This window comes from Collinsella sp. TM05-38, assembly GCF_003466445.1.
Classification (GTDB): Bacteria; Actinomycetota; Coriobacteriia; order Coriobacteriales; family Coriobacteriaceae; genus Collinsella.
Genome location: NZ_QSPM01000002.1, coordinates 123,369 through 146,727 on the forward strand (window position 1 = coordinate 123,369; position 23,359 = coordinate 146,727).

General features: G+C 61.0%; 16 protein-coding genes and 1 tRNA gene. 4 read left to right on the forward strand and 13 right to left on the reverse strand.

The window, feature by feature from the left end:
* From DXD49_RS01440 to pheS, 4 genes are all read right to left on the reverse strand, one after another.
* A complete protein-coding gene (locus DXD49_RS01440) occupies positions 1-837 on the reverse strand; it encodes an energy-coupling factor transporter transmembrane protein EcfT (RefSeq protein ID WP_117734723.1) in 837 nt (278 codons plus the stop codon).
* The gene (gene cbiM, locus DXD49_RS01445; protein WP_117794011.1) at positions 815-1,897 is read right to left on the reverse strand and encodes a cobalt transporter CbiM; all 1,083 of its coding nucleotides are present in this window, start codon (positions 1,895-1,897) and stop codon (positions 815-817) included. The genes DXD49_RS01440 and cbiM overlap by 23 nt, the downstream gene beginning before the upstream one ends.
* A gap of 166 nt (positions 1,898-2,063) precedes the next feature.
* Positions 2,064-4,517 (reverse strand): phenylalanine--tRNA ligase subunit beta, encoded by a 2,454-nt coding sequence (pheT, locus tag DXD49_RS01450; RefSeq protein ID WP_117734725.1) that lies wholly within the window; start codon positions 4,515-4,517, stop codon positions 2,064-2,066.
* A 162-nt stretch (positions 4,518-4,679) separates the two neighbouring features.
* Positions 4,680-5,756: a phenylalanine--tRNA ligase subunit alpha gene (gene pheS, locus DXD49_RS01455; protein WP_117794012.1), complete on the reverse strand. Its 1,077-nt coding sequence runs from the start codon at positions 5,754-5,756 to the stop codon at positions 4,680-4,682.
* A gap of 504 nt (positions 5,757-6,260) precedes the next feature.
* On the opposite strand from pheS, the gene DXD49_RS01460 reads away from it, so the two are divergent.
* Entirely contained in the window at positions 6,261-7,835 is a 1,575-nt protein-coding gene (locus DXD49_RS01460; protein WP_117794013.1) for a carboxypeptidase M32, read from the forward strand.
* Positions 7,836-8,337: 502 nt separating this feature from the next.
* Here the strand turns inward: DXD49_RS01460 and glmM are convergent.
* The 7 genes from glmM to DXD49_RS01495 form a co-directional block, all read right to left on the reverse strand.
* Positions 8,338-9,669, reverse strand: coding sequence for a phosphoglucosamine mutase (glmM, locus tag DXD49_RS01465; protein WP_117794014.1), 1,332 nt, complete (start codon positions 9,667-9,669; stop codon positions 8,338-8,340).
* A gap of 83 nt (positions 9,670-9,752) precedes the next feature.
* Positions 9,753-12,065, reverse strand: a complete 2,313-nt coding sequence (locus DXD49_RS01470) for a DUF4012 domain-containing protein (RefSeq protein WP_117794015.1) — start codon at positions 12,063-12,065, stop codon at positions 9,753-9,755.
* Positions 12,066-12,214: 149 nt separating this feature from the next.
* A complete protein-coding gene (locus DXD49_RS01475; protein ID WP_195404620.1) occupies positions 12,215-13,237 on the reverse strand; it encodes a DMT family transporter in 1,023 nt (340 codons plus the stop codon).
* A gap of 441 nt (positions 13,238-13,678) precedes the next feature.
* The gene (locus DXD49_RS01480) at positions 13,679-13,885 is read right to left on the reverse strand and encodes a hypothetical protein (protein WP_199568404.1); all 207 of its coding nucleotides are present in this window, start codon (positions 13,883-13,885) and stop codon (positions 13,679-13,681) included.
* Positions 13,886-14,336: 451 nt separating this feature from the next.
* On the reverse strand, positions 14,337-15,242 hold the full coding sequence (locus DXD49_RS01485) for a TVP38/TMEM64 family protein (protein WP_233541714.1): 906 nt from the start codon (positions 15,240-15,242) through the stop codon (positions 14,337-14,339).
* 182 nt (positions 15,243-15,424) lie between these two features.
* Positions 15,425-17,224 (reverse strand): HAMP domain-containing sensor histidine kinase, encoded by a 1,800-nt coding sequence (locus DXD49_RS01490; protein ID WP_233541715.1) that lies wholly within the window; start codon positions 17,222-17,224, stop codon positions 15,425-15,427.
* Positions 17,209-17,943, reverse strand: a complete 735-nt coding sequence (locus DXD49_RS01495; protein WP_117794016.1) for a response regulator transcription factor — start codon at positions 17,941-17,943, stop codon at positions 17,209-17,211. The genes DXD49_RS01490 and DXD49_RS01495 overlap by 16 nt, the downstream gene beginning before the upstream one ends.
* Before the next feature lie 259 nt (positions 17,944-18,202).
* Between DXD49_RS01495 and DXD49_RS01500 the strand changes: the two genes are divergently transcribed.
* Positions 18,203-18,277: transfer RNA gene (locus DXD49_RS01500), tRNA-Val, on the forward strand.
* A gap of 402 nt (positions 18,278-18,679) precedes the next feature.
* Entirely contained in the window at positions 18,680-19,366 is a 687-nt protein-coding gene (locus tag DXD49_RS01505; RefSeq protein ID WP_117794017.1) for a DUF5710 domain-containing protein, read from the forward strand.
* 445 nt (positions 19,367-19,811) lie between these two features.
* On the opposite strand, the gene DXD49_RS01515 is transcribed toward DXD49_RS01505, so the two are convergent.
* Positions 19,812-20,894 (reverse strand): HNH endonuclease, encoded by a 1,083-nt coding sequence (locus tag DXD49_RS01515; protein WP_117794018.1) that lies wholly within the window; start codon positions 20,892-20,894, stop codon positions 19,812-19,814.
* A gap of 338 nt (positions 20,895-21,232) precedes the next feature.
* Between DXD49_RS01515 and DXD49_RS01520 the strand changes: the two genes are divergently transcribed.
* Positions 21,233-21,601: a hypothetical protein gene (locus DXD49_RS01520; RefSeq protein WP_117799310.1), complete on the forward strand. Its 369-nt coding sequence runs from the start codon at positions 21,233-21,235 to the stop codon at positions 21,599-21,601.
* A gap of 100 nt (positions 21,602-21,701) precedes the next feature.
* Here DXD49_RS01520 and DXD49_RS01525 read toward each other — a convergent pair whose 3' ends face one another.
* Positions 21,702-23,168 carry an ATP-binding protein gene (locus tag DXD49_RS01525; RefSeq protein WP_117743130.1) on the reverse strand — a complete coding sequence of 489 codons (1,467 nt, stop codon included), beginning with the start codon at positions 23,166-23,168 and terminating at the stop codon, positions 21,702-21,704.
* Positions 23,169-23,359: the final 191 nt, after the last annotated feature.

Here is a 23,359-nt window from a genome sequence, read left to right on the forward strand (position 1 = left end):
CTACAACACCGCGCACAACACGAGGAGCAACGCCACAACGGCCGCGTAAACGGCATCGCGCCAGCCAAACCCGGCGCGCGCGGGCGCCGGATACGCACCGGCAAAACCGCGACAAAGCATAGCCTCGTCCATCGCGCGGCTGCATTCCATCGCCTTGATAAACGTCATGCCCATGATACCCGCCAGCGAGTCGGTGCGCGAAAAACCCGCAGGCGCGGATCCGACGCTGCGCAGCATGACCGATTCGCACAGATCGTGCGCCGTGCGTCCCAGCACCTCGATATGCTTGAGCGCCATATCAAACGTAAAGATAACTTCGTCGGGCAGATGCAGCATTTTGAGCGCCGCCGACATGCGGCTCCAGGTAAGCGTCCACGAAACGCCCAGTACCAGCGACACATTAATGAAGGTCTTGAGCGCGATCTTGAGCATGGCGCCCGTGGCAGAAGCGCCCAGCAGCAGAGCAGGCAGCGCCAGAACCACTGCGAGTCCCGCGGCGCCGAGCGCCGGCACAAAGGTCGCGCGCAGCCCGCGTACAGGGCGCACGGCAACGAGCACCAGCGCGATAGCCGCCATCAACATGAGATACAGCGGGCTTTGCGTCAGACACACGCACAGGACGCAAACGAACATCCCCACCAGGCGCACCGGAGCCGAAACGCAAGAAAGGGCGCGGTCGACCATCGACCCGCCCTCGTGCGCGCCTCCACCCAGGCGAACCCGCTCAAGCAGGCTCGCCAGGTGCAGGACATTCTTTTGCATCACACGATGCCGAGCCCCCACGGGCTCATATCGCTCCTCGGCCGCAAGCCAGCTAGGCAGCTCGGCTATTGCCATGAGCACCGCTTTCCTTGACCGTCAGCGAGACCAGGCGGAATGCGATGGTAAGCACCGCCACGCCAATCACGCCCGAAAGAATATACATCGCGGCCTGGCCGGCAAAGCCAAGGCCCTGCTCCTCGGAATAGACCTGCAGGTAGTCGCCCGTGGGCAGCGCATCGGCAAAGGTCGGAGCATCGAGGCCGACCGAAGCCTGCAGACTGTCGTCACCAGCCTCCTGAACGGCGGTCGCGGCGCCCTCAGCGTCCCACTCGCCCCAGGCGTCACCCGTGGCCAGCAAGCCCAGCGGCGTGGCCACGATAAGCACGGCGACCAGGATAAGCGTGGGGATTAGGGAAGTCTTCTTGGCGGTACCATCGGCAGCAAGCTGGCCATCGACGGCCTCGGGCCCGACGATAACGCTCGGCGCCGTCTTCTTAATGAAACCGTAGATGGCGGCCGTCGCCACGCCCTCGATCACGCCGGCAACCAGCATATGCGGAATCAACATGGCCGGAATAGCCACGGACAGTGGGAAGGGGCAGTACAGCGGCGCGCCCGAAACGTTGGTAAAGAGCATCGGCTGAATACCAAACTCGATTGCCGCGCACAGGGCCGCCAGGCACAGGCCGACCCAACCGCTCACGACGGCAGAAACCGAGGTGCCCCAGCTCTTGTCGTGCAGACGACTGTTGAGCGCGCGGAACACGATGACGGCGGCAAACGGCAGCACAAAGGCCATGTTAAAGCAGTTGGCGCCAAACGACAGAACGCCGCCGTCGCCAAACAGCAGCGCCTGCAGCGCCAGCGCAACCGAGACAGCGATAGCCGCGGCCTCGGGGCCCAGCAGCAGCGCGATGAGCGCACCGCCGACGGCGTGACCCGTGGTGCCGCCGGGCAGCGGCACGTTGAACATCATGAGCAAAAAGGAGAACGCGGCGCAGATGCCCAGAAAAGCCATGTGCTCGCGATCGAGCGTGGCGCGCACCTTCTTGATGCAGTGGACCCAAACGGGCACCATCGCCACCGCCATGACGACATCGGTCTGCGGGGACAGATAATTATCTGGAATGTGCATAGCGCCTCCCGGTTGTCGGCACGCGATCGCAGTGCCGTTTGAATCACCTTGCCAGTGTTACGTATTGCTAGGTTCGTAACACGCCGCCGGCTATCATAGCAAACGGCGCACTGCCAACAAAGCAGTGCGCCGTTTTGCAATACATTTGTCACAGACGCAAGCGATCCTATCCGCGAACCTCGCCGTTTACGCCCTTGCACACCTTGGTGACGATCTTCTGGTGCGCCTTCTCGACCTCTTCGCTGGTGAGCGTGTGGTCGTCGGAGCGATACGTAAGCGCAAAGGCCATGGACTTTTTGCCCTTGCCGATGCGAACCGGATCGCGGTAGACGTCGAACAGGCGCACGCCCTCGAGCAGCTTACCGCCGGCACTGGTAATGCGGCGCTCAAGATCCTCGCAGGTCACAGCGTTGTCGACCACAATTGCCAGGTCGTGCTCAACAGCCGGGTACTGCGAGAACTCGCGGTAGTTCTCCTGGTTGCGGGCACCCTTGATCAGCTTGTCCAGGTCGAGCTCAAAGGCAACGACGACCTCATCTATGCCGCAGGCCTCGCGCGCCTCGGGGTGGATCTCGCCGACCCAGCCCAGCACGGTACCGCCAGACAGAACCTCGGCGGCACGGCCCGGCTGCAAGAAGGCGTAGCCCTCGCCCACGGCGGGACGGAAGCGAACCTTCTCGATGCGCAGCTGGGCGAGCAGCTCCTCGACAATGCCCTTACCAAAGAAGAAGCGCAGCTTGCGGTACTTCATGTTCCAGGACTGCTCGCTCCACTGGCCCGAGAGCACACCCGCCACGGACTTGGTCTCCTTGGGCAGGCTGGCGTTCTCGCGACCGTGGAACAGGCTGCCGACCTCGTACAGGTGCACGTTGGGCGTGCCGTGGGCCTCGTTATAGGCCACGGATTGCAGCAGGCCCGGCAGCAGCGAACGACGCATCTCGGTCTGCTCGGCTACCAGCGGATTCATGAGCACCACGGGGCAACCGCGGCCCTCGGTGGACATACCGATCTTCTCCAGGTCGCCCGGGGCGGCAAAGCCAAAGGTCGTGGTCTCGTTGAGGCCGCAGGCGCGCAGGATCTCGCCGACCTTGCGGGTGAGCTTCTGCTCGCGAGTCAGGCCACCGATGTGGTTCTTGGCAGCCGGGATGGTCGCCGTCACACGGCCCATGCCCCACAGGCGCAGGACCTCCTCGATCAGGTCGATCTCGCGCGGCAGGTCGGGACGGAAGCTCGGCGGAGTGACCATGAAGTCCTCGCCGTCGCGCTCAACGGTGCAGCCCAAGCGGGTGAGCGAACGCTCGATAAAGTCGGGCTCGATGTCGGCGCCGCAGATGGCATGCACGCGGGCCAGGCGCAGCTTGATGCTGTCGATGGTCTTGGGCGCGGGGAAAACGTCAACGTAGCCGGGAGCGACCTCGCCGCCGGCGATCTGCTCGATGAGCGCGCAGGTAACGTTGGCGACATCCACGCAGCCGGTCTCGTCGACCTGGCGCTCAAAGCGGATGGAGGCGTCGGAGATCAGCGACAGGTCGCGGCTGGTGTGCGAGGTACGACCGGCGTTGAAGCAGGCACTCTCGACCATCACGTCGACGGTGTCGTCCTCGATCTCGGAATCCATGCCGCCCATAACGCCGGCCAGCGCCACGGGACGCTCGCCGTCGGTGATGAGGCCCATGCCGGCGTCGAGCGTGCGCTCCTCGCCGTCGAGGGTCGTGAACTTCTCGTCCTGCTGGGCGGCGCGAACCACCACGCGGCGATGGCCCTCGCGCTCGGCAAAGGTTGACAGGTCAAAGGCGTGCAGCGGCTGACCGGTGAGCATCATCACGTAGTTGGTGATATCGACGATGTTGTTGTGCGGACGCACGCCCAGGGCGTTGAGGCGCTTGACCATCCAGTCGGGCGACGGGCCGACCTTCACGTTGCGCACGATGCGGGCGACATAGCGGTCGCACAGGCCCTCGTCGGCAATCTCGACCGAAAGCTCGTCGTCGGTCGCGCGGCCGGTCTCGGCCTTGATGGCGGGCAGCTCAACGTGAAAATCGCGGTCGAAGATGGCGCCGGTCTCGCGGGCCATGCCGATCATGGACAGGCAGTCGGGGCGGTTGGGCGTGATCTCGCAGTCGAGCACGGTGTCGCTCGAGCCCACATACTCGGCAAACGGCATGCCACAGGGCGTATCCTCGGGCAGAATCATGATGCCGGAGTGGTCGCCGCCCAAGCCGAGCTCACGCGCGGAGCAGTTCATGCCCATGGACACGACGCCGCGAAGCTTGCTCTTCTTGATCTTGACGTCGCCGGGCAGAACTGCGCCGATCATTGCCGTGACGATGTGGTCGCCGGCCTCGAAGTTCTGCGCGCCGCAGACAATCTGCAGCGGGGCGGGGTTGCCGTCGGCGTCGAGGTTCTTGTCACCCACGTCGACCGAGCACACATACATATGGTCGCTATCGGGGTGCGGGGTCTTGGTGAGCACCTTGGCGGTCACCACGTGGTCGAAGGACTCGCCCACGGTGTCAATCGCCTCAACCTCGGTGCCGGTGCGGATATACTCGTCCGAAAGGGTCTTAGGATCTTCCGGAATATCGATCATGGTCTTGAGCCAGTCGTAAGAAACGCGCATGTAGCTCTCCTAGTTCTTAATCTCCGCATAGGGAGGAATATCAAATGAAGACGTTCGCCTTAGGGTTGTCCAGGTGCCCCAGGTTGGCGTGAAAGAGGAGCGACGCGTACTAAAGGTACGCGAGCGACGGTTTGAACGCCAAGATGGGGTGCCTGGGCAAGCCTAAAATTGGTTCAGGAAACGCATATCGCCTGTCATGAGAGTTCTGAGGTCGGGCAGGTCGTAGCGCAGGGCCGCGACGCGCTCGGCGCCAATGCCAAAGGCGAAGCCGGTGTACTTCTCGGGGTCGATGCCGCAGTTGATGAGCACGTTGGGATCGACCATGCCGCAGCCCAGGATCTCGATCCAGCCGCTGTGCTTGCAGAAGTTGCAGCCCTTGCCGCCGCACACGTGGCAGCTCACGTCCACCTCGCAGGAAGGCTCGGTGAAGGGGAAGAAGTGCGGGCGGTAGCGCGTCTTGCGGTCCTCGCCAAACATGCACTTAACAAAGTAGTCGAGCGTGCCCTTGAGGTCGCCAAAGGTGATGTCCTCGTCGACGACCAGGCCCTCGATCTGGTTGAACTGCGGCAGGTGGCAGGCGTCGGCCGTGTCGGGACGATAGACGGTGCCCGGGCAGATCATGTAGATGGGCGGCTTTTGCGACTCCATGGTGTGGATCTGCACGCCCGAGGTCTGGGTGCGCAGCAGTACGTCGGACTCGCCATGGGCGTGAGCCTCGGGGTGCGCGACGCTGCCGGGGTTGTTGTCGACCACGTAGAAGGTATCGCGGGCCGAGCGGCTCGGGTGATCCATGGGCGCGTTGAGCGCGGTGAAGTTGTAGTAGGAGGTATCGACCATGGGGCCGGACTCGACGGTGTAGCCGATGCCGCAGAAGATGTCCTCGGCCTCCTCGATGATCTGCTTGATCAGGTGCTGGTGACCGATTTGCGGACGGATGCCCGGCAGCGTAATGTCGACGGCCTCGTGCTCGAGTGCGTGCTTGAGGGCGGCGGCCTTCATCTCGGTGGTGCGCTCGTCGAGCATGCCCTCGATCAGCTGGCGCATCTCGTTGGCGCGCTTGCCCATGACAGGACGATCCTCGGGGGCGAGCTTGCCCATCATACGCATCAGGCCGGTGATGCGGCCCTTGCGGCCGAGCAGCTCAACGCGCGCAGCCTCGAGCTTTGCGGCGTCGTCGGCGCCTGCGACGAGCTCCTTGGCCTCTTCCTCGAGTTTGACCAGATCATCAATCAGACTCATGTCTTCCCTTTCGTCTCTCGCGTATCCGCGCTCCGGGACGGCTGACGCCGCCCGATGCTGCGGATACGCGGCCCGGTTCGGTAACAAAAAACCGCCCTCGGGCATGTGCATTGCCCAAGGACGGTTAAATTCCGCGGTACCACCTTGTTTGACCCGGCGGATGTCTGGCCCGCCGCGCCCACTCTGCGCCTCTTGTCGCGAGGCTCACGGCTTCCCTACTGGGGCTTTGCTGCCACTGGCCGCGCGCCCGTTGAGGTCGCTGCTCGGGAGTGAACGCTTGGCCCTTGCCACCGCAGGAAGGCTTGCAGCCCATGACCTTCCCTCTCTTGCCGGCGACGCGGCGGGCAAAAACCCTCTCCGTCAACGCATTGGGCTATAGGATAACACATTCTGCAAGCATATCGCCGCGTTCCGTTTTGTTCGCGCTGGGTACAAAGCAGGTAGCTGTGCAAACTGGCCGTGCACCCGCCTGCGGCGCTCGGCCTGCGAGATTAAGGATACGATATGGGAAAGAAGCTCGATAAGAAGGCCAAGCCCGCAGCGGGCAAGACGCCTAAAGGCATGAAGGTCGACAAGGCCGTCAAAAAGTTCCGCAAACTCGAAGGCAAGCTGTGGACTCGCGAGTACCTGCTCAAGATTGCCGAGTTCGATGGAGCGACGATTGCTCCCGCCAACGGCGCTGCCGCCCGTGCCGACGCCATGGGTACGCTTGCCGGCGAGCATCACAAGCTGCTGACCAGCGAGAAATCCGTTGAGCTCGTACGCTCGTTAGCGCGCGAGACGGTTGCAGGCGGACATGTAGACGACCCGCAGCTGCTCGACGAGCTCCGCGTGCTCGGCCGCGACCAGCGCGAAGCGAGCGTTGTCCCTACCGAGGAGGCCGAGGCCTGGACCAGGCTCACCTGCGAGGCCGACGCCGTGTGGCACAAGGCCAAGACGGCCAATGACTGGGCGAGCTTTGAGCCCTATGTGGACAAGATTGTGGGCCAGCTCAAGCATCAGGCCGAGCTTATGGACCCCAAGCGCGACCCATACGACGTTTGGCTCGACCAGTACGAGCGCGGCCTTTCCGCCAAGAGCTTCGATGCGTTTTGTGACGAGGTCAAGGCCACGGTCGTGCCGCTCGTGCACGCCATCGGCGAGCGCGGCCAGCAGCCGGCTGCCGACTTTTTGCACGCCCGCGTGCCCGAGGCCGCCCAGCGTGCCATGAGTTTCGACCTTATGAAGCTTGTCGGCCTGAATCTGGACGACACCACGCTTGCCTTTACCGAGCACCCGTTTAGCGAGGGTTTTGCCGTGGGTGACGCGCGCATCGCGACGCACATCTACGAGGACGATTGTATCTCCAATGTCTACAGCATCATCCACGAGGCGGGACACGCCATGTACGAGCTGGGCGTGAACCCCGCCTATGCGCGCACGTGCCTGGAGGGCGGCACCTCTATGGGCATCCACGAGAGCCAAAGCCGCTTCTTCGAGAACACCGTGGGCCGCAGCCGCGCCTTTATGGGGCCGCTGCTCGAGGTACTGCGCCGCCACGCGCCCGAGGTCTATGGCAGCGTGGACGAAGACACGCTCTACCGCGCCGTGAACATCGCGCAGCCGTCGCTGGTCCGCACCGAGGCCGACGAGCTCACCTATCCGCTGCATATTATGGTGCGCTACGAGATCGAGCGCATGCTGTTTGCCGGCGAGGCCACGGCCAAGGACATCCCCGCGCTTTGGAACCGCTTCATGGATGAGTACCTGGGCATTCCCGTTCCCGACGACACGCACGGCTGCCTACAGGATACGCACTGGAGCGGCGGCTCGTTTGGCTACTTCCCCACCTATGCGCTGGGCAGCGCCTACGACGCCATGTTTGTGCCGGCCATGTGCCGCGACGGCGTCGACCTTACCGGTGCCTGCGCGAGCGGCGATCTGGCGCCCGTCCGTGCCTGGCTGGGCGAGCACATTTGGCAGTGGGGCCGCGCCAAGGACGCGCCGGAGCTCATCAAGGGCGCCTGTGGCATGGACTTTGACGCCCGTTACTACTGCAGCTACCTCCAAGACAAGTTCACCACGCTGTACCAGCTGTAAGGCATAACCGACACGCCAACGCAAAGGGGAGCGCCGCGGAATCAATTCGCAGCGCCCCCCCTTCACTTAGTCATTGGGGACGCTCTTTAATGACTAGTCGTTTGGGACACTCTTCGCCAGCCAACAACCCGGCACTTGGGGACGTTCCTAAACTGCCGGCAGATAAGGAACGTCCCCAAGTGCCGGCAGAAAGGGAACGTCCCCAAGTGCTGGGTGACTGCCCCGGAGAGGCTGTGGTCAAAAAAGGCAAAAATGAGTACTGTTGTCAGGTTGATAGCATTTATTTCGGGCTAAAACAGGGTCGCAAATGAGATTTAATCTCATCCGCGACCCTGTTTATTGGACATATGAGGAGCAACGTCTGTCGATATAACGCTCAGGCAATGCCGAAACGGCCTTTTGAGGCAAAATTTGCTGTTACTTATTTAGTGACAGTACTCATTTTTGCCCTTTTTTGACCACAGCCTTTTATAACCCCCTGTCAGACAGCCCAAAAGGCGCCCTATAGAGCCTCGAGTGCGTTGGCGATGCGCTTCATGGCGGCATCGGCGGATGCCTGGTCGGGGGCTTCGGCCAAAATGCGAATCACCGACTCGGTTCCGCTCTTGCGCACGAGCACGCGTCCCTCGCCCGCCAGCGATGCCTCGGCCTCGGCGATGGCGGCCTGCACACCCAGGTTGCCCAGCGCGGCGTCCTTGTCCGCCACGCGCACGGCAACCTGCGCCTGCGGCAGCAGCTTGCACGGTGCCGTGAGCTGCGAGAGCGTCTCGCGCTCGGCGCGAATCACTTCCATCACGCGCAGCGAGGTCATAATGCCGTCGCCCGTGCGCTCGATATCGCCAAAGATCGTATGGCCCGTCTGCTCGCCGCCCAGGCTGTAGCCGCCCTCGCGCATCTTGGCATACACGTGACGGTCGCCCACGCCGCTGGTCACGGCACTTAGGCCGGCAAGCTCCAGCGACTTGACCAGGCCAAAGTTGCTGGCAATCGTCGGCACCACGGTACCGCCCGAAAGGCGACCGTGCTTGTTCAGATACACGCCGCACACGTACAGGATCTGGTCGCCGTCTACCACGCGACCGCGCTCGTCCACGGCCAAGCAGCGATCGGCATCGCCGTCATAGGCAAAGCCCACGTCCAGGCCCTGCTCCACCACATGACGCCGCAGACGCTCCATATGCGTGGAACCGCAGTCGACGTTGATGTTAAAGCCATCGGGCGCGGCATTGATCACGCGCACGTCGGCACCGAGCGCGTCAAACACCGGCTTGGCCACCGAGGAAGCCGAGCCGTTGGCGCAGTCGATACCGATCTTGACGCCCTGCAGCGAAAAGTTCGCGCTGGCGATGAGCGAAGCAATGTAGCGGTTGCGGCCCTGCATGTAGTCCACCGTGGCGCCGATGTGGTTGCCCGTGGCCAGCGGTACCTCGCTCTTACCATCGATGTAGTCCTCGATGAGCTCCAGTACGTCCTCGTCCATCTTAAAACCGTCGCTATTGACGAGCTTAATGCCGTTATCGCAAAACGGGTTGTGGCTCGCGCTGATCATGATGCCGCAATCGAAGCAGCCTTCCACGGTCTGATGCGCTACGCCCGGCGTGGGGATCACGTGCAGCATATAGGCATCCGCACCACTCGCGACCAGGCCGCTCACCAGCGCCGCCTCGAACATATAGCTCGAGCGACGGGTGTCCTTGCCCACGATCACGCGCGCCTTGCGCTCGCGGTTGGCGCCGTAATACCAGCCCACAAAACGGCCAATCTTATAAGCGTGCTCTACCGTCAGCCCAACGTTGGCCTCACCGCGAAAGCCGTCGGTGCCAAAGTACTTCATGCGCTCTCCTTACAAAATAGGGGCGGACAGATTGCCTGTCCGCCCCAAAATGGTACTCGATTATCTGCGCTACCAGAAAAACCCTACGCCGACGCGCTGTCGCGAGCCGCCTGGCATGTAGGAGTCTGACGCAGCGTAAGCGGCTTGTCCCCCGCCTCGGCCGACGTGGTCAGCGTATACGTGATCGTCGTCGTCTCGCCAGCATGCAGGTCAACGGTGCCCGAATAGAAGGGAATTCCATGCCACGTAGCGGCGCCAAGACCAAACTGGGCGCCCTCGACGGTCAGATCAGTAATGTTGCCGCCCGTCGGGGCAAACAGTGAGACATTCAGACGCTCGTCGTCGCGCGCGGCATCGGGCGCGCTCGCCGCGACGTAATCGGGCAGCTTGCCTGCCTCCTCCTGTGTCATGATGTTCGTCAGGGTAACGGTGATGCGATACGAGCACGTGCCGTCGCCGTTCTTGACGCCCTGGCCAATCTGCGTGTCGGCGTTCAGATACCAGTCGAGCTTGGAGAAGCTCAGGTTGTTAAAGTAAACGCCGGCAACGGGATCGGCACTCGGATCATCCGGATCGGGCAGCGAAGCGTCAATGCCCGTCTCTTTGATGGCATTCTGCTCATCATCGTTTCTCATCCAAGCAATCAGACGGCCCTCTTCGGCACCGCGCTCGAATGCACCGACAAGCTTTGTAACGTCGACATCACCGATGCCACCGAGAATCTTGTCGAAGGCGGCGCTGGCAACAGCCGCAAAGATGCCATCCGATTCCTCGACCGGATAGTTCCAATACACATCGTGCATGAGAACCTTCGCCGCGTTGGTACCGTCGACGACCGTACCATCGGGCAGCGAGACATTACCGACAAGGCCCAGCAGGTACTGCAAGAACACCGGGTCAATACCCACGACACCGTCAACGTCCTGGCCATATTGAGATTTCCACAGGGCTGCGACACGTTGCGAGTTGCGGGGCCAATCAGGCGAATAGGTATTGCCCGAGTTGTACAGGTTACTGTGGTTGCCGAACAGCGCCTCATCCTCTTCGTCGACGCTCTCGACTGCCTCATCCTCGCTGAGTCCAATGCGGGGAACAAAGTCACCGATCGACATCTGGCCATCGGTAACTGAAATCAAACCTTGCGAACCGCCAAAGCCGCCGCAGGCACGAATCTCGACGTTGTTCATGGCGTACACAAGGTAGTTGCGCGTCTGGCCGTTGGCGCCGAGCATCTGGGGAAGGACGGGGGCGACCTTCTCCGCCGCGTCAACCGCGCCGTTGAGGGTGGCAAAGCCGTCCTTGGCCTTATCGACCAACTCGGTCACCTGGGAAATATGAGTATCGCCAATGCCCTGGATCTTCTCGTTGACGCTCTTGAACACCTTCGAGCTATCGGAGAGCGAATCGGCGACCGCCTGCAGTGCGGACACGTTGATGGTCCCATCCTGGAACAGCTTGCCGGGCGTGGCCTGCGAAAGGTTATCGGCCATGGGAACCAGCGCGTTGCTCGAGACATCGGACAGGGCGTCGATCATGGTGCGGGCCGCATTGATATCGCTGCCATACACCGGGATAAATGAAGCCGCCGTCCACAGCGGGCTCGAGGTCTCCGCCTTCATGCTGTCGCAGAGCTCATCGATCTTCTTCGCGTCGTCAGGCAGCGTCGAAAAATCGCCCGACGTGACCTTGTCCTTAAGGCCACCGACGATCTCGACAGCCTCCTTCGCTTCGCTCTTTACGGTCTTTGCCGAGTTAAGCAGCATAAAGCCGCTTGCGCCAAGCGCAACGAGAAGCACCGCGACTACAGCGGCAATAATGGCGCCAGTGTGACGCTTTTTGCGCTCGCCCTTGCGATGGCGATGACGGACCAGACCGTCAGAGGTCGAACTCGACGAAGCGTCGCCACCGTAGTTCAAGCCAAAATCGTAATAATCTTCCTTGGAACCCGAGCCCGCAAACTCGACACCGCTATCATCCAGGCGGGCGAACGTGCCAGTCTCGGAGGCGCCGGTGTAAATCGTGCCAAGGTTACCCGTAAGCCCCACGCCACCGGAAGAGGGAGTATTGTTGGCGGCCCTGCCGGCATTAACGTTGCCGTCGGTATTCGCGGCGTTGACAGCACCTGCGTTGTTCGCAGGTGCCGAAGGAGCCCCGCTCGGCTGCGACGTGGAGGTTGCACCGCCCGCAAAGACATTCCCTCTTGCACGGCCGGTCTTTTTTGCCTTTTGAGACTGCTCGTACAGAGCGGTAAACATCGCCGTCTCGCCCGGGGACACGCGCTTACCAGAACCGCCCTGTCCAGCGCCGCCCGGCGTGCCGGCCTTACCAGCCCCGTTCGGACGCGGCGGAACTGCAGGACGGCCGCTATCGCTGCCCTTAAAGTGATTACCAGCCATAAAGAAATCCTCGCAATTGAGTCGCAATGAAAAAGTCCATAACGTTGCTAGTTTATGGCATTTTGGGCATCGACAGCTAAACTCCAGACACGGACATCAATTGGCGAAAATGTGGCACAACACCTTTTCTGTCTTGGCGGCGGCGCCAGCTACACCGTGAGGAACATCATCACGATGATCATGGCAAAGCCGATAAGGTCGGTCGGCAAAAACACCGTGCCCAGCATAACGGCGCTGGTGATGGTCGCCGAAACCGGCTCCACAGTTCCGATGAGGCTCGCACGTACCGAGCCGATGTCCTTAACGCCCTGCATATAGAGCATGTAAGCAAAAAACGAGCCGATAACCACGAACACCGCGAGCGCCTCGACGCCGGCAGCGTCGAGCGCCGGCATATGCGCCCAAGGCTGCACGAAGACACACGAGACCACGCCCGCCGTGAGCATTGCCGAGCCCGTGACGATGGGGCTGCCGTATTCGGGCAGGATCTTGGCGGGAATCACCGCCATGCATGTAGCGCTGACCGCACACATGAGACCCGCGATCAGGCCGAGCGGCGAGATATTCAGGCTGGTGGGGTCGCCACCGGTGGCGATTAAAAAGGTGCCACCCAGAGCCAGACCGATGCCGATGACTTCGCGAGTACGCGGCATGCGGCGATCGGTCACGCAGGTGTAGCCCATGATGATAACGAGCTGCAGGCACTGAAGCACCGTCGCGGTTCCGGCGTTCGTCAGACGCACGGCCGAAAGATAGCAAAACTGATTGAACAGCAGGCCAAAGGCGGTAAAGAGCAGCAGCTGCTTGCGATCGGCGGCTGTGGTCCAGAGCTTAATCAGGCGCTCGCGGTCGCGCGTAACAACCACGGCCATAAAGAGTAGACCGGCGAGAATCTGACGCACGCTCATAAGCCACAAGGTATCGACGTGGTAGGTATCGAACAGAAAGCTCGCGCTGGTGCCCGAGAAGCCCCAAAACGAACCGCCCACCAGCGTAGCCAAGACGCCCATGATCAACTTGCGCGTCGAAGCGCTGTTCAGGCGGTCGCGCCATGCACGGCGGGTGTTGCGGCTGAGCTCGTCGGTGCCCTCGGGCACATCAATGTTCGATATATCGGTCATCGGCACCGAAGCTCCTGCGCCTTCGACCTGCTCGACGCACTCTTTGCTCATACCACTCCCCCGAAACAGCCTGGAAACAATTCGGCTTACCTTACCACGGCGAAGGCACCAGCCGGAGGCTTGTCCGCTTATCGGTAGGACAATTCCGCAGGCGTCTTTCCATAGCTCGGTACCGCAATGGCCTTGCATTATGCGACAGTCAAATCGCGGCAGCAGGCTCTTTTGAAATGGATATGACAAAGCCCCCGAATTCCACAATGCAAGGGTTGATTTCCGATCTCAGCCGAACACATTGAGCAAATAGGCCGTTCCCGCACCTAGCCGAACGCCCCCGCGGCCCCTCCCGGGGCCCGGGGGCGCCGTTTTCCCAGTTGAATGAACGGTGGAGATGTGTTTCGATGGGTCCGGTGGCCATGCTCCGCCCGCCGCCCGGCGCCTCTTCCCAGACTCAGCCGGACGGTCGGTTCCGTCTATTCCGTTTTCCCTTTCAGGTTAGGACAGCGGGGCATCGCCCCTTTCCTCGCGCGCCCGCGCGATGAGCCCCGGCGTCAGGTCGAGCTCGCCGACGGGCACGTCCTCGATGCCGTACGCCTCCAGCAGCGCCGCCGCGTCGCCGCCGAGCATCGCCCGGAAGGCGCGGGCGGGCGTCGCGAAGCCGAGCGCGCCGCGCGGCTCGGAGTTCACGTGCGACATCGCCAACGACAGGTCCGCCGGGGCCAGCCGGTCGAACCTGAGGCCGCGGCCCTTGGGGGCTGCTCGAAGCAAAAACGAGCGACCCCGCGGACCTCGCGCGCGCCGTCGAACTCATCGAGATCGGCGGCGGCATCGACGCGTGCCGTGATCTCGCACTCAAACTCGCACAAGAGGCGCAAGACACCAGCCGCGCGCTCGCCGAGGCCGGTGTCATTTCGCACAACGCCGCTGACCTGCTCTGCTCCATGGCCGATTTTTTCATCAATCGGAGCGCATAGCGGGGTCGCAAGCGCGTAAACCCTCGAAACCTCCCCCAGCATGTGCATTTTGCTCGCGTTTCCGCAAGATTTCGATTTCAGAATGCACATGTTGGGGAGGTTTTGGATTGCTGTGGCGACCGGCGGTCCGATGTGGCCGCAAAAGGCCCATCAGCCGCCGTACATCCTCGTCGGCCGCCTCAGTTCGCCTTGGCACACAGGCGACGATACAGCAAGCCGCCCAACGCCACGCACAGCAGTGACACGGCAGCGACGACACCAACCACCAACCAGTTTCCGCTGCCCGCAGCGGATGCCGCGGCCGTCGAAGTCACAATGGAGGGAATGCGCCCAAACGTTGCGATGAGCACCACGGGGGCGAAGCGCATCTTGGTGAGGCCGGCGAAATACGTCAAGAAGTCCTTCGGGGTTCCCGGGATCAAGAAAATCACCAGCATGACCAGCTCGAGTCGCTTCGCATTATTGAGCCACGAAAACCGGTCGAGAAGGCTGCGGTCGAAGAAGAGGCCAACCAGGCTCCAGCCCCATCGACGCGTCATCCAATAAATCGCCGACGTCGCCAGCCCCGAGGCGACGAGGCACAGCGCCGTCCCCTCCCAGAAGCCAAACGCGTAACCGCTCGCCAGCTCCACAGGCTCGCCGGGCAAAAAGGCCAAGAAGATCTGGGTGACGTTGATTCCAAGCATGACGAGACGACTTATCACGCTATGGTCGGCGACGAACGACCGAACCGCCTGAGGGTCTGCAAGCCATGCCAAGATCCCCGGAAGGTATTCCCAGCATGCAGTCGCGAGGATCGCGACCGAGGCTGCAAGCGCCAAAAGCACGCGACGGCGCAGGATTCGACGGCGGGCATCGAGACCATCGTCCTCTGCGACGGCCTCGGCCGACATTGCCGCAGCGGTCGCGAATGAGGGGGCGTTTGCGGTCCGCGCGCCGGCAGAAGAGGCGTCGTCCAGCGCGTCATGAGCGCTCGCGACTCGATTGCGAAGCTCGCTCAAGGCGCTTACGTCAAGACGGCGAGCGGCGCCCCCGCAAGAAACCTGACCGGAATACCCTTCGGCTTCGGGCTGCATCCTCATCATCGCGTTACCTCCTTGTGTACCTGACAAGGACAGTTTCGCAACTTGGTGTCTATGTTTTGTCTACCAGCAATGACAATTCAGTAAGCCTTACGTTAAGGTAAGCCATTCTTAAGGTAAGAGCAGGTAACTGGTTCGCCGACGGCTCGATGAGCCCGGCGACGCCCGCGCAGCGCGCGCCCTCGTCACAATTCCCCTGTTTCGTCCCCATCGCCGCCCATGCTAAACGTCGCCGTCACACGTGCCCCGCCGGTCGAACCATTCCCTAACTCAAGCGCTCCCCCGTGTAAACCGCACAAAATGCTCGACACATTCAAGCCCAGTCCAAAATGCTCGGCAGATTTGTTCTCGCTAAAGAACGGATCGCACCCGCGCCGCAGGGCTTCGGGCGTAAAGCCCGGACCATCATCGGCAACGCTCAGGGCCAACCTGCCCTCTCGAACAGAAATCTCAACCTCGATGACGCCCTTCGCATGGCCGCACGCATTGCTCAAAAGGTTGTCGAGGACCTCTTCGACCAGGGGTAGGTCGATGTGGGTCATGTCGGCGCGGGCGCCATCTTCACCCTCGTCGATTGCAACCCTCAACGCGAGCCCTTCCCCGCGCGCCGCAACAACCTCGTTCGCATGCGACTCGAGCTCATCCACAAGGAATCGCGACGTCAGCGGCTTGCGGTCTACAGGCCGATCTTCGAGCTTGCTCAGCCCTCCCATCTCCGTTGCGTACCGCTCCAAACGCACCACCTGGGCCGACAGGGCATCCAACGAACCAACATCGAGCTCATCGCCGCGACGCAGGCGCATCTGCGCCATCTCGACCGTCCCCTTGAGCACCGTGATCGGCGTTCGGAGGTCGTGCGCAAACGCCGCATTGAGCTGACGCCGCCCTTCGGCGGTGCGCCACAGCTCGCGCTGGGCATCGAGCAGCGACGCCCTCATATTCTCCAGTGTCTCGGACAGGCGACCAAGTTCTTTGCCCCGCACGCGCTCGATCGAGAAATCCAAATCCTGACCGGCGATGCGCCCCGCGGCGCTCGCCAGCTCCCCCAAGGGCCCGGCGATGTGAACGCGGTAGAAGTGCTTGAACGTGAGCCAACCCAGGCCGCCGTACGCCAAAACGGGCACAAGCCCCGTCGCAAGCGTGAGGACCCAAGGCATCGGACCATCGGGAGGCGGTGAAGCCGCATAATAGGCAGTGTTCGAGACGAGCCCCTCGCCAAACGTCTCCTCAAGATCGGCTCCCGTCATGTTTTCAAACAGCTCCACGCTCTGCGCGCGGCCCACGCGGCTCAACGCGTCGTAGTGGGCGAGGTTCTCCGCTGGAATCGTGCTGTTCACCTCGAGAATCTCCTCCTGCGGATAGCCCTCGTTGTAATTGAGCCCCCAGTCGTAGAGCTGCACCTGGCCGCTACGAACCATGTCGACGGTCGCGTACAGCGTGCTGATGGTGCGCCCGCCCTCCGGCACGTAATCGCTACCGGTCCCCCAATCGCCCGTCGCAATGAAGACCGCGTACGGACCATCGCCTGGCAAGTTGAGCTCGGATGCGGGAAGCAGCTGCTGAGAGGTGGGGTCGTAGATGTATGGGCCCGAATCGATCACGCCGTGCTCGGTCAAACCGTTGTCGAGCGTCACCTCGAGTTCGTAATATCCATTATTCCAAGCCGCGAGTACCTCAATGGCGCTCAGCGCAAGCACCGTGGCGACAACAAGATAGGCGACCAGATACGCCGTGAAGATCACGCCCAACGGCCGCAGGCTCCACCAGGCACGCAGGCGCTCTTTTCGCGGCAGGCGTTTCAGCCGCTCGCGCTCAAGCTCGCGGGCCGCGCGTCGCTCGGCGCGGCGAGCTGCGCGGCGGTCGCGCCTGCGGACAGAACCGCCATTGTCCCGACAACCGTCCTCGCAAGCGACAACTCGGCCGTCTTCGTGAGGCGCATGGCGCCCGCGTGGGCCCTTACCAAAACCCGTCACTTTGCCACCCACTTGTAGCCCACGCCCCATACCGTTGCGATCGGATCGTCCGCGATCCCCGCCGACGTAAACTTGTTGCGAATGCGGCGAATGTGCTCGCGCACCTGCGACGGGTCACCCGCGGCATCCCATCCCCACACACGCTCGTAAATCACATCGCGGTCAAACACCTGGCCAGGGCGCTTGCTCAACAGGGCGATGATGTCGAACTCGAGCTTGGTCAAGTCGACGGTCACCGCGTTCGAATCGCCCCCGGCGGACGAATCCCGATTACCGCCCGCGCCGTGAACCTCAACGATGCGCTGAGCGTAATCGATGGTCATCTCGCCAAAAAAGCGGACGGCGCCGTCGCTTTGCCGATCGCGAGCCCTTCCCTCGCGCGCCATGTGCGCCGCCACGCGACGACCCAGAACCTCGAGAGAAAAAGGCTTGAGCACGTAGTCATCGGCGCCCGCCGCAAAACCATCAAGCTGGTCCATATCCTCAACGCGCGCCGTTAGAAAGATGATCGGGCAGCTCACATGCTCCCGCACGCGGCGACAGACCTCGAAGCCGTCCATCCCCGGCATGTTTACATCGAGCAGCATGATATCGGGGGCGGGGCCAGAAGAAGCCGCCGCCAGGGCCGACGGCCCGTCATGGGCAACCGAAACCTCGTAGCCCTCCATGCGGAAAAACTCCGCGAGCATATTTGCGATATCAGCCTCATCATCTACGACCAGCATGTTCATGGTCGGCCCCCATACTACTCAAACAACGGCACACGCCTCGTGCAATCGTGCGCAAGACGGTGAAGCCAGCACATACTTCCCTGAAACCTTGCCACAAACCTGTCTACGCTTTGTCGATAATTTGACCGCAAACGGTCACCTGCAGGCGGCGAGCGGCTTTTTCTCACCAGACCACAATGCAAGCGATTTTTAAAAATGTTCTTGCCACCGAGTTCAGGCTCCGTTATATTATCCCTTGCGCACTTGCGCACCCTTGATCGGGCGTTTAGCTCAGGGGGAGAGCGCTTCCCTGACACGGAAGAGGTCAGAAGTTCAAATCTTCTAACGCCCACCAAATGTTCACAGCTCAGAGGCTATGTCTCTGGGCTGTTTTGTTTTATGTCGCCAAATCCGCTGGCAGCTCCAACCATCATCGCAACGTAGCATCAATTCACCTGACGAATGGCTGCCAAATAAATTCAATACCCCAACATCAACAATAGCCAGGCACAAAACTGCGCCGCAAACTGCTCCAACCGCTCAAACAACCACCCTGCCCATGCACAAAACCGCGTCAGCAACCCAAGTGCCTATCCCGGCTGACTCCGCAGTCAATCAAAACCGCCCCAATAGCCACCGAGGCCGAGACCAACGCGTCTCGAACCCATCCGAACCGCAACTTCTCAGCAAAACGCCGCGATGTCTGCGCTCTGCGGTATCCTTGAGCCACTTGCACCTGCAGCACCAAGGAGCCGCCATGCGCACCGAGCTCGATGTTCCCTTTTCGCACAAAGAAGAAGCCAAGGCGCTGGGCGCCAAATGGGACCGAACCAAGAAGATCTGGTATGTACCTAGCGGCGTCAACCCCGAACCCTTTGCCGAGTGGCTGCCCGGTGTTGACCGATCCGACCTCTCGGCGCCGTATATATATCTAGTACTGGGCAAGCGCGAGTGCTGGAAGTGTCACAAAGAGACCTCGGTCGCGGCCTTCGGCATTCCCTATCGAACCGATAACGACGAGAGCATCGCCATCGCGCACGCACCCAACGAAGCCGGGCACATTGCCATCGACACGGCCAACGCCAACGCACTCGCCATCGTGCCCGCTCTTGGCTGCGCGCCGGGCGAGATCCGCGACTACCTTCATAAGCGCTGCGGCTACAAGCCCGTGGGCGCGCGAGCCTCCAAAGCCCCGTCGCTCGGCAACACGTGCACCAGTTGCGACGCGCTGCAAGGCAGCCGCTATCTGTTCGAGGAGCCCTCGTCCCCGTTTGCCCTCACTGCCATCAACAAGCTGCCGGCACTGGAGTTTATACGCGTCGAAGTTGCCGGCGTCTTTGGCGTCCCGGCCACGCGTACCGACTTTGACCAGGCGCTCTTTACCTGGGCACGCGACCATCACGCCGAGTTCCACAAGCAACTCGGTGAGGGGATTTATTTGTAGGGACGGAGAGACCTTCACAGCCAGCTCCTCCGCATCACCTATCCCTCGTCGCCGGCGTCGTACACGATATCGAGGCCACAAACAGGGCATTTCTCCGGGTACACCGGCATATGAACGCCTGTCCGTTTTCTCACTTCGTCGCTGAGTCTGTCGCGCGCATCGATGAACCGAATGTCGAGACACGGTATTTGCGAGCCGCAACAAGGACAGGCGACGACAAACGACCCGCAATCAACTTCTACGCTCGGAAACATATTGTTGTCGATAAGGGCACGCGGCAGTTTTCCGTACTTCCCCATCACGACATCGCCTCGCCAGCTCACGCTCGCTCCCTTCCCGTAATTGAAACCAGGAAGAGCATGCACCAGCAAGTGCGCGCGAAATTGCATCGCCACGCGATCCGATCAAACAACACGATCTTAAAAGACCACCAAAGCCAAATACGCTAATACGGCAGAATCCCCGCCTTTTCACGCTTCTTTTCCGAGCGATCGAACTCAATGCGATGGGCCTCAAGAAACGCCGTATTGGGTCGCCACTGACGCTCATTCGGCTGCCTTAGCGTCGCACCTGCAAAGGAAGCGTAGTCGGTCTTATCCAGCAGGTACGATCCGCACAGCCGATATTCACCGCAAACAGGCTCAAACGAAATCAGATGAGCATCAAATAGGGAATGTAAGTCGCGCCGAAGCAGAATGCCATTGCTGGCAACTTGCGATTTAGGGCCCGAGTAATTCTCGATATGTGCAGCCTCCAGAGCTTCGCTGACGCCGCAGTCCGACACCGCGCAACGGCCGTCATAGGCGGCAACGAGCTGCTTGCGGAACCATTGTTGCCCCAGTCGCTCGCGCCTTAACGCATAGCGAACTTTTTCGTCATCGGTCGCATCCCGTCCGGCAAACTCAATGTCGACTGGCATGTGCTTCAGATAGCTCATGTCGGACGCAAAACGAGGGTCAGGCCCGCCTTTATGAACGGGACCATGCAGAACAAACCAGCCGTTTTCGGGCTCGAACCGTTCAACAAACGCAAGGCCAAGCACCTTATAGCCCACCTCAGTTGCAAATATGACTCCAACTGGAACGCCACATTCCATGCAGTTGAGCATTTTCCGGTTATAGTCTTGGTCTCGAGAACCAACGGTGCCCGGCGCTTGAACCGAATACTTAATGACCCACGTGCCGTCATCCAAATAGAGCGGAGGAACATCGGTATAGAAACTCTTTTTAGAGTTATGAACCGAGAGCGCAAAGATCTTATCGGGATCTTGCTTCACCCGATCCTGGCCCGGCCAGAAGATCCCTGAATCCCGCGTTACGGGAAAGAAGTCCGAGCCAATTCTCAAACGATACTGATATTGAGGGCTATCTTCCTTGGTGTGGTGCGGAAGGCTGGTCCAAACGCCGCCGCGCTGCTCCTCACCCAGAAACCACTCCCATGCCTCAACGTATTCGGAAGGCACGAGATTGCAGGCACGGTCATAGCTTGGTCCATCCATCAACGGAACAGCAAGGTCAAAGTCGTTCATCGCCAGCACCTACAACCATACGAACACGAGTCATGCCCTTCAATAATATGGCCGAGAGTCAATTATTACGAGATCTCATTCCGCAATCGGCACATCGTTGATGCTCTCGGTTTGCCGCTGGCGCGCTTGTACCCCGCTGTCCCACTTCCCTGTATACTGATGTAGCACGTGTTTCATCCGGGCTTGTTGGACCGGGTCGTTCATGGGAGGGCCTTATAGCTGCTTCGAATCCGCCTAAGGGGAGCGTTTCTTCTTCGTCCATCAAGCCGGTTACACGCAAGGCCGTGCGCTGCCAGCGCGAGGTCGCCTGGCTTGTCACGCAGGCAGCAGGCAGACTCGTGGCGAGCACGGAGGACGTCAATGCTCCCACACCGAGCTTTGTGCTGGCAGCGGCGCTGGATCGAGTACGCCAGCTGGAACTCGTCGCACAAGAAGACGGCAGCCATCTTGGCTACCAGGACGCTATGGCGCCCGACCTGTTGACCTTTTGTCGCATGACCAAATTGCCCGCCGCACCCAATGCGCTTTCGGACGCAGGCTACATGTTTACGCTTTCGGGCGCGGACCTTATCCGCGACATCTATGCATACTGCAGCGAGCTCGCCGAGCGCAGCGTCTTTGGCACGGCTGAAGTCAAACCGGGATATGTCATCAAGCTGGTTCTTAGGCTGTTCTTGATGGACGGGTTCGGGGCCATGCCGGCGTAAGCCGAGTCTTTAGCATCACCGTCGACTGGGCAACAACCGCTTTACCTTAATGGACGCCAATCGAGAGTCGATTATTGGGTCGCCTCGTCCACTAACGCATCTATCCCACGCGCTCCGACAGTCGATACTTGCGGTTGCGGCTCGTCGCCGGCGCCGTGGGCTCAAGCTCGCCTTGAGCAATGAGCGCGTTGACGCGCGACCTAACCTGGGAAATTGTGAGCCCTGTGTGCTCTGCCAGCTCGCGCGTCCCCAGCTCGCCGTAGTGTTTGAGTGCCGTCACAATTAAGCCCCCGCCATGATCGACCGGCTCGATCTTTGAACGGTAAAGTACGACCTTGAACCGATCGAATCCCGGGCAGAACAGGGGCTCGGCCAGACCATGCGCGCGCATGGCATCGATCATCATCGGGATGCCCGAGCCATTGCCCTCAGCCGGCGAACCTGCGCCATCCGGCAGCGGGACAATCGACATGAGCTTCACAAGCGTCGCGTTACGGCATCGGGAGCTGCCGTCAAACAAGTTCTCGCGAGTCTTTCCCCCGTAAAGGCCGCCAGGATTCGTCACCTCGACACGATCATCAAAGACGTCGACGGCAATCGATTGTCCACAGAACCGATCCCCGTATTCTCGATGGATTACGGCGTTGGCGATTGCCTCGCGCAGAACCTCCTCGGGAATCTCAAGCGAGTCGACACGCGAGACGCCTTGGACGGTCGAGGTTCGCCGCAAATTCTTGGCGACGGCTGCGACGGCATCCGAGATCATCTCGCCCAACGTTCCCTCACAGATTGTGCGGTCCATGAACCTCAGCGACCCCGCCATGCCCTTCTGAGTTCCCGCATGGACAGCCACGTCAATGAAGAGCTTGGGATAGAACTGCTGAGGGTAGGTGCCCACAACTAGGAGTCCAGCCTTGGTGACATTGCCCTGGGAATCAAGGATATTTAGGCGCTCCAGCTTCGTTTGTTTGTCCGGCGCGCCGCGCATTGCCCGGGGCGTCAACGAGAAAGCCCGATCTATCGTACGGTCGACCAGCGTCTCGTCGAGATCGTCCGCGCCCGCACCCGCCACCGCGTCGCGATCGCTCGGAGTCGCTCGACCGTATGACGCCAATGCGAGCACCTCGGTCGATGAAAGCGGCACATCTTTGTCATCGATGCGCTTGTAGCTGCCGCCCTGGGCGCCCCGCTCTATGACATAGCAGGGCTTGCTCGACGGATCGAGCTCCTCAATCGTAATGACGAGAACGATGACGCCCTGAAGCTCCACTCGCTCGATCGTGTATTTGGGCGGATTGGCCAGCTTTCCTCGACCGCCCGCATCACCCATGCCTGACACAAATTGGTTGAGCACTTTCTCGGTCTCGAAGTTCTCAACCGGGACAAAACCTGCGCGCTCACTCACTCCGAGCACGATGATTCCGCCGGCAGTGTTCGCGAATGCGCTCACCGTTTCCCACACGTCGCGGGAAAGCGTCGTGGCGCTCTCCTTCACTTCGACGTTAAGATCATCCGAGCCCATACGCCTTAAAGACTCAAGCAGACCGGTCAGCTCGTTTTCGTTCATCTGCACGTCCTTTCGCTCGGTCCTGCGGAGAATGCCGCGGATAGATTTCCCTCGTCTCTCAGTTATCTCTCGTAATTATCTCTCATTTATCTCTCTATCTCTCGGCTTAGAGATAAGAGATAGATAGAGATGAAATGTCTACCATTTGCTTCATTTATACATATTTTTGCTGGTAGAACAATCGGTATTGA